Annotated in this window: 10 protein-coding genes and 2 tRNA genes; 7 read left to right on the forward strand and 5 right to left on the reverse strand. The window is 49.0% G+C overall.

Annotated elements, in window-relative coordinates; genetic code table 11:
• The first annotated feature begins 241 nt into the window (after positions 1–241).
• Positions 242–2,674: an endopeptidase La gene (lon, locus tag HB779_RS12705; RefSeq protein ID WP_188342750.1), complete on the forward strand. Its 2,433-nt coding sequence runs from the start codon at positions 242–244 to the stop codon at positions 2,672–2,674.
• A gap of 65 nt (positions 2,675–2,739) precedes the next feature.
• On the opposite strand, the gene HB779_RS12710 is transcribed toward lon, so the two are convergent.
• From HB779_RS12710 to HB779_RS12720, 3 genes are all read right to left on the reverse strand, one after another.
• Positions 2,740–3,342 carry a HupE/UreJ family protein gene (locus HB779_RS12710; protein WP_188342751.1) on the reverse strand — a complete coding sequence of 201 codons (603 nt, stop codon included), beginning with the start codon at positions 3,340–3,342 and terminating at the stop codon, positions 2,740–2,742.
• A 165-nt stretch (positions 3,343–3,507) separates the two neighbouring features.
• Positions 3,508–4,272 carry a glycosyltransferase family 25 protein gene (locus tag HB779_RS12715; protein WP_188342752.1) on the reverse strand — a complete coding sequence of 255 codons (765 nt, stop codon included), beginning with the start codon at positions 4,270–4,272 and terminating at the stop codon, positions 3,508–3,510.
• A gap of 218 nt (positions 4,273–4,490) precedes the next feature.
• Positions 4,491–4,566, reverse strand: a tRNA-Val gene (locus HB779_RS12720).
• 188 nt (positions 4,567–4,754) lie between these two features.
• Between HB779_RS12720 and HB779_RS12725 the strand changes: the two genes are divergently transcribed.
• The 5 genes from HB779_RS12725 to HB779_RS12745 all read left to right on the forward strand — a co-directional run bounded on the left by HB779_RS12725 (position 4,755) and on the right by HB779_RS12745 (position 10,082).
• A tRNA-Asp gene (locus HB779_RS12725) sits at positions 4,755–4,831 on the forward strand.
• Between the two features lie 346 nt (positions 4,832–5,177).
• The gene (locus HB779_RS12730; RefSeq protein WP_188342753.1) at positions 5,178–5,894 is read left to right on the forward strand and encodes a DUF1796 family putative cysteine peptidase; all 717 of its coding nucleotides are present in this window, start codon (positions 5,178–5,180) and stop codon (positions 5,892–5,894) included.
• Between the two features lie 455 nt (positions 5,895–6,349).
• Positions 6,350–8,239 carry a class I SAM-dependent methyltransferase gene (locus HB779_RS12735; protein WP_188342754.1) on the forward strand — a complete coding sequence of 630 codons (1,890 nt, stop codon included), beginning with the start codon at positions 6,350–6,352 and terminating at the stop codon, positions 8,237–8,239.
• An 8-nt stretch (positions 8,240–8,247) separates the two neighbouring features.
• Positions 8,248–9,117: a hypothetical protein gene (locus HB779_RS12740; RefSeq protein WP_188342755.1), complete on the forward strand. Its 870-nt coding sequence runs from the start codon at positions 8,248–8,250 to the stop codon at positions 9,115–9,117.
• A gap of 20 nt (positions 9,118–9,137) precedes the next feature.
• Entirely contained in the window at positions 9,138–10,082 is a 945-nt protein-coding gene (locus HB779_RS12745) for a methyltransferase domain-containing protein (protein ID WP_188342756.1), read from the forward strand.
• Positions 10,083–10,134: 52 nt separating this feature from the next.
• Here HB779_RS12745 and HB779_RS12750 read toward each other — a convergent pair.
• Positions 10,135–11,294 (reverse strand): IS3 family transposase gene (locus tag HB779_RS12750; protein WP_188342757.1). Its coding sequence is split into 2 segments (ribosomal slippage): positions 10,135–11,030 and positions 11,030–11,294, totalling 1,161 coding nucleotides; the frame shifts between segments, so codons are not numbered across the junction.
• An 86-nt stretch (positions 11,295–11,380) separates the two neighbouring features.
• Positions 11,381–12,214, reverse strand: a complete 834-nt coding sequence (locus tag HB779_RS12755) for a glycosyltransferase (RefSeq protein WP_210302591.1) — start codon at positions 12,212–12,214, stop codon at positions 11,381–11,383.
• 65 nt (positions 12,215–12,279) lie between these two features.
• Here HB779_RS12755 and HB779_RS12760 point away from each other — a divergent pair, with 65 nt between their 5' ends.
• Positions 12,280–13,206: a bifunctional 2-polyprenyl-6-hydroxyphenol methylase/3-demethylubiquinol 3-O-methyltransferase UbiG gene (locus HB779_RS12760; RefSeq protein WP_188342759.1), complete on the forward strand. Its 927-nt coding sequence runs from the start codon at positions 12,280–12,282 to the stop codon at positions 13,204–13,206.
• Positions 13,207–13,390: the final 184 nt, after the last annotated feature.

Consider the following 13,390-nt stretch of genomic DNA (forward strand, 5'->3'; position numbering starts at 1 on the left):
AAAAGATTGCGCTTGGACTTTGGTGGGAGCAGGATAGATTACGATTCTGTGACCAAGCTTGAAACCGGGGCGCTTGAAACAAGAGCTCCGCCACTCCAAGTAAAGGTTAAGCTGCACAACTGGTAGTACGCCGCTCTACGCATGATCCTAAAAATGGATCCCGATTTTTGGAAAAAGATCATGCACCAAAGGGTACCCGGATGTGGCGATTTAGGCCGATTGGCCTGAGAAAGGACATGAAATGACGGTTGCAAGCAAGAAGACACCGGCGGGTGGAGAAAACGGGCTTTATGCCGTTTTGCCGCTGCGCGACATCGTTGTCTTCCCACACATGATCGTTCCGCTCTTTGTCGGTCGCGAGAAATCCATTCGCGCACTCGAGGAAGTGATGGGCGTCGACAAGCAAATCCTGCTTGCCACACAGAAGAACGCTGCGGATGATGATCCGCAGGCTGACGCTATTTACAATATCGGCACCATTGCCAACGTCCTGCAATTGCTGAAATTGCCGGATGGTACGGTCAAGGTTCTGGTTGAGGGTATTGCCCGCGCTGAAATTACCAGTTTCAGCGAGCGCGAGGATTACCACGAAGCCAACGCCGTAACGCTTAAAGAACCGGCCGAAGATCCGGTTGAAATCGAAGCTCTGGCCCGCTCTGTGGTGTCGGATTTCGAAAACTACGTGAAGCTGAACAAGAAGATTTCGCCAGAAGTCGTTGGCGCTGCCGGACAGATCGAGGATTACTCGAAGCTGGCCGATACGGTCGCCTCACATCTCGCGATCAAGATTCCTGAAAAGCAGGACATGCTCTCCATTCTCTCCGTGCGCGCACGGCTGGAGAAGGCCATGTCATTCATGGAGTCGGAAATTTCCGTTCTTCAGGTGGAAAAGCGTATCCGTTCGCGCGTCAAGCGTCAGATGGAGAAGACCCAGCGCGAATACTACCTCAACGAACAGATGAAGGCGATCCAGAAGGAACTTGGCGACGGCGAAGACGGCCGCGACGAGGCTGCCGAGCTGGAAGAGCGCATCAAGAAGACGAAGTTCTCCAAGGAAGCACGCGAGAAAGCAAATCAGGAGCTAAAGAAGCTTCGTCAGATGAGCCCGATGTCGGCCGAGGCGACGGTTGTTCGCAACTATCTCGACTGGCTGCTGACCATTCCGTGGAACAAGAAGTCCAAGGTCAAGAACGACCTGAACCTCGCTGACGAGGTTCTGGATGCCGAGCATTATGGTCTCGACAAGGTGAAAGACCGGATCGTGGAATATCTCGCCGTGCAGGCGCGGTCGACCAAGATCAAAGGTCCGATCCTGTGCCTCGTTGGTCCTCCCGGCGTCGGCAAGACTTCGCTCGCCCGTTCGATCGCCAAGGCTACCGGCCGTGAATACATCCGTATGTCGCTCGGCGGCGTGCGTGACGAGGCTGAAATCCGCGGTCACCGCCGTACATACATTGGCTCGATGCCCGGCAAGGTCATTCAGTCGATGAAGAAGGCAAAGAAGTCCAACCCGCTCTTCCTGCTCGATGAAATCGACAAGATGGGCCAGGACTTCCGCGGTGATCCGTCATCGGCTCTGCTCGAGGTGCTTGATCCGGAACAGAACTCAACCTTCATGGATCATTATCTGGAGGTCGAATATGACCTTTCGAATGTGATGTTCGTGACGACTGCCAATACGCTGAACATTCCTGGTCCTTTGATGGATCGTATGGAGATCATCCGTATCGCCGGTTACACGGAAGACGAGAAGGTCGAGATTGCCAAGCGGCACTTGCTGCCCAAGGCTATCCGCGATCATGCGCTGCAGCCGAAGGAGTTCTCGGTTTCGGAAGGCGCCATTCGCGCTATCGTCCGCGATTATACGCGGGAAGCTGGTGTGCGCAGTCTCGAACGCGAATTGATGAAGCTTGCCCGTAAGGCAGTGACGGAAATTCTGAAGTCGAAGTCCAAGATAAAGACGGTGAAGGTGACGGAAGCCAACATCAACGATTATCTCGGCGTGCAGAAGTTCCGCTTTGGCCAGATCGACGGCGAAGATCAGGTTGGTGTTGTCACAGGTCTTGCCTGGACAGAAGTGGGCGGCGAATTGCTGACCATTGAAGGCGTCATGATGCCCGGCAAGGGCCGCATGACCGTAACAGGCAACCTGCGCGACGTGATGAAGGAATCGATCTCCGCAGCGGCATCCTATGTCCGCTCAAGGGCAATCGATTTCGGCGTCGAGCCTCCGCTCTTCGACCGCAGGGATATCCACGTGCATGTGCCGGAAGGTGCAACGCCCAAGGATGGTCCATCGGCTGGTATTGCCATGGTAACGGCGATCGTCTCGATCCTGACCGGTATTCCGGTTCGCAAGGACATCGCCATGACCGGCGAGATCACACTGCGCGGCAGGGTTCTGCCGATCGGTGGTCTGAAGGAAAAACTGCTTGCCGCACTGCGCGGTGGCATCAAGACGGTTCTGATCCCGGAAGAAAACGCCAAGGATCTGGCGGAGATTCCGGACAATGTGAAGAACGGCCTTGAGATCATTCCGGTCAGCCACGCCAACGAAGTGCTCAAGCATACGCTTGTTCGCGCGCCTGTGCCGATCGAATGGACCGAACCGCTGCATGTGCCGGCAGCAGCCACCTCCGCTGAGGATGATGCTGCCGCGCAGATCGCGCACTAAGCAACACGCGTCATAAAAAAGCCGGGCAAGAAATTGCCCGGCTTTTTTGATTCGTATGGGTCGTTTTACAGAGCGCCAGTCAGAATACCGACACCGGCAAGCGCTACGAGCCCGCCAATGACCCGCACAACGCTGGGGCCGACACGCTGGCTGATCTTGCCGATGGCAAAGCCAATGGCGATACCCGCCACGTGGAGCAGGGCTGTCGCGATCATGAAGCCACCGGCATAGGCAAGGCCTCCGGCGCTTTCAGGCATTTCTGCACCGTGTGCATGGCCATGGAACACGGCAAACAATCCGACCAGCGTGACAGCGATGGCAACCGATGCCTTGATCTCAAAGGCGACAGCCGCGCCGAGCACGATAACTGACACAGCAATTCCGAGCTCCACGAAAGGTACTCCGACGCCGGCAACGCCGAGCGCGCCGCCAATAGCCATCATACCCACAAAAGCCGCAGGAACGAGCCACAGAGCGCGTCCGCCGAGTTGGAAGGCAAAGATGCCGACGAGGACCATCGCCAGTACGTGGTCGAGCCCGGAGATCGGATGGCTGAAGCCGTGGGCGAAGCCGCTCGTTTCACCCACGCCCACATGCGCATAGGCAAGGGCAGGGGTGAGTGAAGCGAGGGAGGCAGTGGCGATTCGTAATGTGCTGCGCGATAGCATGTGAAAGTTCCCGTTATTGGTTTGCTCTTGGAAGGAGAACATCAATGTTGCAGCAGAAACGGGCGGGCGCAAAGCGCAAAATAGCGCAGCGGCATTCGTTGCTATGTGAGCGGGGCTTTCTCCAGCTTGTATCCCTGCACCGTTAGTCTTTAGAGCCAAAAAAACTTATGCAAACGGTATTCTGCGCCATGATTGGCCTTTGCGCATTTTGATCCAGCCGCGCCACAGCAGTTCATAGACTTGCAGGAGCGGTCGTACGGTCTCTCTGCAGATTCGCCCTGCCAATTTAACCCTTGGTACTTCATATCTGTCGATCGTCGATTGTACCAATGACTGTTTGCACAAGGCCGGACTGATTTGATAAATGCGGAGCCTGTTGAACACTCTATAGTCTGGATTGAAAAGCAGCTCGTCAATACCGGTTGTGACGAACTTTGTTTCGACGAGTAACCGTTGAGCGCAATCTTTGGACACAATGTAGCCAGCAGTACAATTGTGCCTGCTAAGCAGGCGCGCCAAAACCCGTCCATTGTCAAATATGCTGGCAGGACTGCCGGTTAGAGCTTTTGCGCCGGTTGTTTCCAGTTTTACGATATCTGCATCGCGCGGTATCCAATGATCACTGCCGACCCATGTGCCGATGTCGGGCGAAAGCACGGCATCATCCTCAAATATCGCAGCATACTCCGCGCCGCCTTCAGCAATCAGTTGAAAACATTTTTGATGACTGAGAAAACAACCAACTTCGGACTGCGTTATCGGCGGTTCCCCCTGGGGAAGCCGCACCCATCTGGCCATGTCCTCATCTGTCAAGATTCGGCCATCAACAGCGGCAACACGCTCGAATGGGACGTAATAGGCAGCAAACAATGTCTGCATGTGTGAAAGACGTTCTCCCGAACGATCCAAATTAATCAAATAACATTTCATCCCAATATCCGCATCAATGTGCGTCCACCTCGTGATAACGCGCGGTTTGATTTTTTTTACTAAATTCAGAATGCGGACCGAATAAAAATATCCGCGGGCCAGTTACCCCAGTGATAGCTCTGAAGGATCGAAGTGATTCTTAAAACGAAAATTTGCTCCGCAGCAGATGCAATAAACCCACTGCTTTAAATCTAAATGCAAGATACCGGAAAAAGGAATGGTGGGCGATGAGAGACTCGAACTCCCGACATCTTCGGTGTAAACGAAGCGCTCTACCAACTGAGCTAATCGCCCTACGCAAGGGTATATGGGGAGCGTTTAGGCGTTTCGCGAAAGATTGGCAAGGGGGTGTGCGACACTTTTATGATTTGTTTGAAGAGTTTTTCACAATCACATTTTTCGTGTTTAGTAGCGCTTGACACTCCTGTGCGAACCCCTTAAACGACGCCTCACACCAGATGAACTTCTGGTTTGCAAAGTGCGCGGGTGTAGCTCAGTTGGTTAGAGTGCCGGCCTGTCACGCCGGAGGTCGCGGGTTCGAGCCCCGTCACTCGCGCCACTTTTGCCCTTTAAAATCAATAACATTGAAACTTAGCCTTCGAGGAAAAGTTGGGGCGTCAGACCAGATGTTCTGACTTTTGAACGTCATTTCTTCTCACGAATATTAATTCTGCCTGCTCGACGTATTATATCCGTGCCACATTCGGGCGGATAGCAGCGCGCGTTTGGTCCAGCTACTTTAGATTCGTGGATACTGCCATCCTCCGAAAAGCGCATGGAAAGGGCGATGCGCATAAGCAAAAATCTCAAGTGGTTTTTCTCTGATACTTAAAACCTAAAAGCAATACACAGTCTGCAGCCTATGATATATACTACTATGAGGATCATTAATATTCGGGGGAATAATGTTTGATCATGTAGTTAGTCTTGGCTCATGGTGCCAAACAACATACCAAATTAAAGAACATGTTTTACCATATACGAAGAGTTGCTTTGATTGGTTGGTCACGCCTTGGGATGCGTTAATATCGATTCTTGAAACAAACGGGTCTCACTTTGGTCTCGCTGGCACTTACGATCCTTTTTCGGAATGCATAAAATGTGACCATTACGGAGTTCTCTATGCCCACGAGTTCAAGAAGGGCTCATCGGGTAAGCCAGTTGTTACAAATGAGCAGTTGATAAACTGCCGGTCAAAATTACTCTACAAACACAATAAGATGGCTGCGACTCTGGAAGGTGGGGGCTCTGTGCTCTTCATCCGCTTTGGCGGCACCGCGGAACCGGCTACCGCTGTGCCTCATATGCGCGAATTAAACCCACGCAGTGAAGCTGATCTAAACCACCTTGTTCATTTGCTGCGAAGAAAATATCCTGCGAATAACATAAGCCTTTTATACCTGTGGCAAGACCCCATTGTTCCGTATAATCTCGATCTCGATAAACTCAGTTCCCAAATCATGCTAATGCGCATGCCGTTTCTTCCCAACGATGCCTTTACGTGGATGGGAAACACCAGCGTTTGGGGAGCCATGTTTGAAAGAGTGCGCATTTTGCAGCAGATGCGCGGTAAATTGCAATTTCAAGAACCTGTTTACTATGTGTCTCCTAATTATTTTTAAATAATAATGGAAATCTATAAGTACATTAAACGCGTCACTTTTATCTCTTAAGTAAATCAGTTCGATAATAGCTTTTGTAAAGTGGTGGATTTCCGCAATTTCGTCCGCCATTTTTCAATAGCTGCAACTTTGATTTTATTCTGTTCCACCACCACCTTTTGAGATTCGATCTGTAACACGTCGGGGCCTAACGTGACAGTGAAGGCATCAGTATATAGCAACTGAAACCGCTTCCACATTTGTAGATGGGTGCAGTTCCTGTTCGTGGGTCCTCTGGCTCATTTTGGGCAGAGAATCGACTTACTGTCTTGTCAAAGTTCGCCGGTCACCTCTGCTGAGCACCCGTATTAAATGCTTGACAGGCCCCCACCATAGGGTATCGATGCAACCGCACACGCGTGATTCAAAAATGATATCATGCCCACAAATTCAATACGAGATTGATGGACTGCCATATGGGTTTGAATATCGCGTGCTTTTGTATGATGCGCAATGAATCCCCTATTATAGAGCCATTTCTGGATCAGTGCGCCGAATTTTTCGATACGTTGTATCTTGTCGACCATTCATCCACTGATAAGTCCTTAGAGCTGGCAGAAAATTACGGCCTGTCCGGATTGCAACTGTTTAACTTAGTGTCCCGAGGTTACCCGCAATCTGAACTGGCAACGTTTTTTGCTCATCACGCGTTTGATAGCAGCCAAGCCGATTATGTTTTTTTTCTTGATTGCGATGAGTTTTTGCCGTTCTCCAATAGAGCGGCACTTGAGGCCTTCCTTTTAGACAATCAAGGCCATGATATAATTGAATTGCCTTGGTTGAACATCTGCCCGAATGATCTTGCAGGTGGCAATATATTCGAGCGCTCGTTTCGCCGAGGAATAGAACCCTCGAAATATGTGAAAGTGATCCTTTCGAAAAGCGCCCATCAAAAAGCAGACAATTTAAAAGTGCATCAAGGCTATCACGCTGTTGTGGCGCCCGGACATAATTTGACCGTGGGAAAGCCCGGCAAAAGCTGGCTACTACATATCCCTATCAGAAGTCGCGTTCAAATAACCTTCAAGCTCGTGGCTGGTCATAACAGACTGGTATTGGAAGGAGGGCTGCTAAAGAAGAAAGAGGGAACACATTGGAAAGATCTTGCAAATGAACTACGTTTTCGCAAGCATTCTGATGATTTTCTCGTTGATTTAGCTCTCAATTATCCTGCAATGAGCGGTCAATCCGACGAGCAGGAACTCGATTTTACATTTCCATATATAAAATCAAAATATATGGAAAGTTCGGACTATGTGATGATGTCATCAATAGCACTGTTATCTGATGTGAATGTGGTTGATGAATCGAATGACTACTCATTCACCCTTATTGGGAGCAGCGGAAAAATTATGCTTTCTGACAAAAAGATAGAGAAAAAACCGATGAAGATGGACAAATTGAAAATCGCATCCGTGGCAAATATTATTCCGACGGACAATAAACCTGATGTGTTTTCCAATCTGATCGAGCCACTCTTTAGCCTTCCTACAAAGATGCCTACAACTGCTTGGTCGGGCCATATACCTTTTCTTTTTGTGCTTTTTAAACTGCTCCGCCCGCGAAGCTATGTTGAGCTCGGTGTTCACAATGGTGCAAGCTTTATTGCGGCGTGTACCGCAGCCAAGCAATATCAGTTGAATACTCAACTTTTCGGAATTGATTGCTGGTTCGGCGATGACCATGCCGGACATTACGATGGCGACGATTTATATAACGATCTACGTTCCTATACCGAGCGGACATTTGAAAATGCGCGGCTTATCAGAAGCTATTTTCATGAAGCACGGCCAACATTTTCTGCAGGATCAATTGATCTTTTACATATTGATGGCTTGCATACATATGAAGCAGTCAAGGAAGACTTCGACACATGGGTAACCGGGATGTCATCGCAAGGTGTGGTGATGTTTCATGATACCAACGTTCATGACCGCGGTTTCGGCGTGCATCGTTTGTGGAAAGAATTGTCTGAAAATTATTTCACGCTGGAATTTTTTCATTCACATGGGTTGGGTGTCTTGTTCCTTGATTCAAAGGATCCGCGTATTGCACTATTGTCTGGTCTCAAAGAAACACCAGAACAGTGGTTGTTTTATAGAGATTTGATTTCGTTAGTTGCTCAGGGGCTGCCGGAACGAATGGGATGGGCGGATGCCTCGCAGCATGTCGGCGAACTCGAAAGAAGACTGGCTGAAGCAAATAGCCAACTTGACGGAGCTCGACACGATAGAGCCGCAGTTCTGAATTCGACAAGTTGGAGATTAACTCGTCCTCTACGCGCACTGATATCCCGGCTACGATAGGCAGGTATATGCGTATTGCTGTCGTAGGCCCGAAAACGTACTTCGAGAATCATTTTCCCGAGGGTTGGGAAAATAATCCTGATATTCTTTGTGCCGATGTTGATGAAGGTCATTACGGCTGGTTAAACATCGTTCACAATTTTCGGCCGGATATAACGTTATTTTATCGTCCCGAGCTGTATCCGCGAGAATATGTTCTGAGAATTCCTGGCATAAGAATTGCGTTCCTTTCGGAGCCTGTTCCCAACATTGCTGATGGGCAGTTTGTTGAAACTGACGAAACGAAATTACGATTGCTGGTATACCGCAGACTCGCTTGGGATTGCTTTCATTGGAAGGTTTTTTATGATCCAAGTAAAAAAACGTCGATAGAGAAGCTGGGGTTTCCTATAGATGAATATCGCGAACTGCCTATCAATACAAAGTGGTTTTGCCCGTCCACTAGAGTACACAAGCGGTGGGACGTTTCGTTTGTGGGAAAGGCTACGCCGCATCGGAATTGGCGGCTTGATTTCCTTCGTACAGCGCCTTTTCGATTCATCTGGATTGCGCACGGAGTGTCGGGACGAGAACTTGCCAGTATATGCAGGCAGTCCCGTATCGTTGTGAATGTGCATGCCGATGGGCAAGGTGCCATTGAGCCAAGAATCTATCTTGCTGCTGCTTGCGGTGCAACTGTTCTCACCGAACCTCTTTCGGCCAAACCCAGATTGTTCAAGAACCAGATATTTGAAACCGAGTCTTGGTCAGTGAATGATATATCAAGGCATTTGGAAGACCATGCCTCGTTGCCATTTGATGATGACTCACACCGATCCCTTAGTGTGTTGAAATTTATCGAGCAGTGTTATGCTCGATGCCATAAAATCTCACTTTAATTCCACTGGAGACAGCTCAAATGCACGATACTGCCCGCCGCGCAGGAGCCGCTTTTCTGAACTCCTACGTTGATCCTGCCCAAAAAGTCCGTTTGCTCGACATTGGCGCAATGGACGTGAATGGAAGCTTACGGTCTGCAGCCCCATCCGCCGTTGAATATGTCGGAGTTGACCTGGAGGCCGGTCCGGGTGTGGATATTGTTTATAACATTGGCGATCGTTTACCAGTTGATGACAATTCATTCGATTTCTGCGTGTCTACTTCTTGTTTCGAACATGACCCGCTGTTTTGGCAGACTTTCCTGAACGTGGTTGATGCGCTAAAGGATGGCGGATATTTCTATTTGAATGCTCCTTCCAACGGTCCTTACCATACATATCCTACAGATAACTGGCGTTTCTATCCCGACGCGGGTGTTGCCTTGGTGAGTTGGGCCCGCTTGAATGGCCGAGACATAGAGCTCGTCGAAAGCGGAATATTGAAACGTGATGGCGACGTCTGGAATGATTTTATCGCGGTTTTTAAAAAAACGGGTGGAAATTCCCCGGTAAGAACATCTTATTTACTTGATGAATTTTCCGCAGCTACGAATGTTCGTCGCGGCGGTGAATCCGATGTGACAAATCTGGATCCTTATGGAGAAGACACTCTTATTGCCCATAGGTTGGACTCGCACGTGAAGGATCTGGACGCTTCATCCCAGCAGCTTAAGGGCGAATTGGAAGAAACAACTCAGGTCGTGCAAAAACTCCAATCAGACCTTATAAATGCGCAGAGTTTGCTTTCCCAACTGGCAACAAATGCAAAACAGGAGAAGGTGAGGGCTGACGATTTGCAGCAGAGGCTTGCAAGTGAAATTGAGAGAGCAAACATGCTATCCTATGATTTGGAAGCCATAAGCAGATCGACGAGCTGGCGCTTGACGTCACCTTTGCGCGGAGTTGTTAATATTTTTCGAAGGTAAGCGGATTGATAAAAGCAGTGGCCTGCCCCCATGAGGCGATCCGGGTTTAATGTTAGTGCAGACTTGGTCTGATTGCCATCACTGGCGTTGAGGCTGGCCCATTTTGAGACGGCCAGACAATAGCCACGGGAGCAGGTGATCTGTAACCCAAGGATGAGTGGGGTCGGATAGTATTGTAATGCCGTCGCCAATTCTCGATGACGATTTGTGCCTCCTTAAGTGTGTAGAAGATTTCTCCGTTGAGCAGTTCATCCCGAAGCTTTGAATTGAAACTCTCACAATAGCCGTTCTCCCATGGACTACCCGGCATGATGTAGGCGGTTTTGGCACCGACGGCAGCAATCCACTCTCTCAAGGCCTTGGCGATGAATTCAGGGCCATTGTCGGACCGGATGTGACCAGGAATGCCGCGCAGGATAAACAGATCAGACAGAACGTCGATGACATCCGTCGCCTTCAACTTTCTGTCCACCCTGATGGCAATACATTCCCGTGTGAATTCGTCGATCACATTGAGCATACGGATTTTCCTTCCATTGTGCGTGCGAGCCTCAACAAAGTCATAGGACCAGACATGGTTGGGGTATTCCGGTCGAAGCCGGATGCACGAACTCTCATTCAGCCATAAACGTGTGCGCTTGGGTTGTCTGTGTGGAACTTTGAGCCCCTCACGCCGCCATATCCGCTCAACCCGTTTCACATTCACCACCCAACCCGCACGATGCAGCATCGCTGTGATGCGGCGATATCCGTAGCGGCCATATTGGAGAGCAAGTGCAATGATGTCGGCGGTCAGTGCCGCTTCATCGTCCGGTGTTTTCAAGAGCTTGCGCTGTGTGGATCGATGCTGGCCAAGAACCCGGCATGCCCGTCGTTCGGACACGTCAAATTCCTCAACCACATGCTCCACACAGGCACGGCGGCGTGCGGGGCTTAAAAGTTTCCCTTTGCGGCCTCAGCAAGGATCATCTTGTCCAGCGTCAGATCCGAAACAGCCCGCCGAAGACGCGCATTCTCCGCTTCCAGTTCTTTCAGCCGCTTGACCTGATCACCCTTCAAGCCGCCGTATTCGGCCCGCCACCGGTAATATGTTACTTCCGTCACACCTATCGATCGAATGGCTTCTGCCATCGACTTCCCCTGCGAACTTAGAACATCTACCTGACGCAGTTTCATGACAATCTCTTCGGGCTTGTGTCGTTTGCTTGGCATTCTCAATATCCTTTATCGGCTCAAAAGCCATACTTCATAAAGGACCACTTTCAAGGGGGCAGGCCAGCAGGAAGCGGGTAAATCTCTTAACTTGGACTTAGAAATTTATTACGGTTTCCGTAAAATCTTTTCAATGCCTCGTCCCAATTGCCGACTTCAAAATTAGTATGCGTTCGAACGCCGGGCTCAGTATCTAACCTATCTGAGAATTTATTAAATATCGAAGCTTGCGCGGCAGCGAATTCATTCAGCTTTTCTTGCGAAAAAGTTGCCGGATGTGATTCATGATAAAGCAAGATATCGGCTGTTACACAAAGCTTAGCACCCGCTAAATAGCCACGAAACGTGAAATCAATATCGTATCCATGCCAACTGTTAAATGTTTCAGCATCAAAACCTCCCAGCATTTCGAATGTTTCTCTTCGGCATGCTATAAATACGCCATCCAATGCCTTCGTTCCGTTAAAAACTTTAGAGCGGCCCTGACCAAAGACCTGCAATTCAAATTTACCGGGAACAGACGATGGGGCAAGTATGCTACCTTGGAGGTATGGTTGCCCTGCGTCATACCAGTTGCCACTCACTAAGCGTTCCGTACCGGCCACACCTGTTATATCGTAATAATTTAGGTCGCGGATGACTTTGGCAATTGGTTCTTTGGTAACAAAATCAATATCATCGTGACAAAAGATAAGAATGTCGCCCTTTGCCATCGATGCTCCTCGATTGAGGCCTTCCGCCATTGATTGCGCGTCGCTTATACGAATGATTTCATATGGGGTACTTACAGAAGCTGCCAAGCCAGTGTTGAATTTTGAAAACTTTTTTTCGTTTACACTATTCACAATAAATGAGGAGAAATGTGTCATAAGTTTTTCGTGCTCAGCCCATGCAGTAGGAACAGTTGTATGGCTTGACAATTAGCATGCCCATTGGCGTTATCTCAAGACAAAGCTGAAATTGGTGAGGAGTGTTTTATGTTTTTTTGTCTCCAAGCGATGACGATCTTCAGGATCATCACGTAGGCGATTTCAGGGGGTATGTTAGAAATCTTGTTTCAAAATCATCGCGAGTTTTAGAAATTGGTCCTAGCTACATGCCGGTATTTCCGCGCCGTGACGGTTATGATGTTTCAATCGTGGATCACGCAAATGCACCAGATCTGCGGGAAAAATATGGTGCGCTTAACGTCAATACATCCTTCATCGAGGATGTTGATTTTGTATGGGCAGGCGAGCCACTCAGCGAATTGGTTCAAGGGAACAGTTTTGATGTCATATTCGCTTCGCATGTCGTAGAGCATATGACAAATTTTATCCAGTTCATTAATGAGAGCTCCAAATTGTTGAGTCCTGGCGGCAAGCTAATGCTGATTGTCCCGGATAAACGATTCTGCTTCGACATTTTTCAGAGTCTGACCGACACTGCAAAGACTCTTGAAGATGACTTTTCCAATGCGTCCCGGCATTCTCTGGGCGCATTGTACAGAGAAGAGTCCCAAGTGACCGCCCGTTACGACCAGAAGGATATAATTGCGTGGTGGCAAGGATTTGTCATGGATGTGAACATGATGAGATCAGACCCAATTTCGAGATATGACTCGTCGAAGAGAGCAGTTCAAATGACTGAATACGTTGATGCTCACGAGTATTTTTTTACTCCCTCAAGTTTTTACTTAATAATGGAAGAACTGCGTTTCTTGAGAATGACCGAGATGAAGGTAGAATTGCTAACGCGAGCCAGGGGGTGTGAGTTTCTCGTAATACTCGAACGTAGAGCTTACGTAGACGAGTCAATTTCTCGCTTTCAATCAATGAAGAAAGAGCTTTCGCTAAATATTATGAGAGAGCAGATTGAGGCTTGGGAAAAACTAGCACCGCTGTCCCGGCCAATTGATCGCAGCTTTGTATAGCCCCAGCACAAGCCCAGTTCTGCCGTAGCAGGTCGTTGAAACTTTTGACTGTTTTGATGAGCAAAAGTACCGCGAGATACATAATTGCAACTTTGTCAATGTAAGTGGATCTCTGACTTGAACGCTTTATTCTCCTTGTATAGCTTGCGCATGCAATATAGCCCATGATTTGCTTCAACAGAGT

The sequence above is a fragment of the Phyllobacterium sp. 628 genome, assembly GCF_014189505.1.
Taxonomy (GTDB): Bacteria; Pseudomonadota; Alphaproteobacteria; order Rhizobiales; family Rhizobiaceae; genus Phyllobacterium.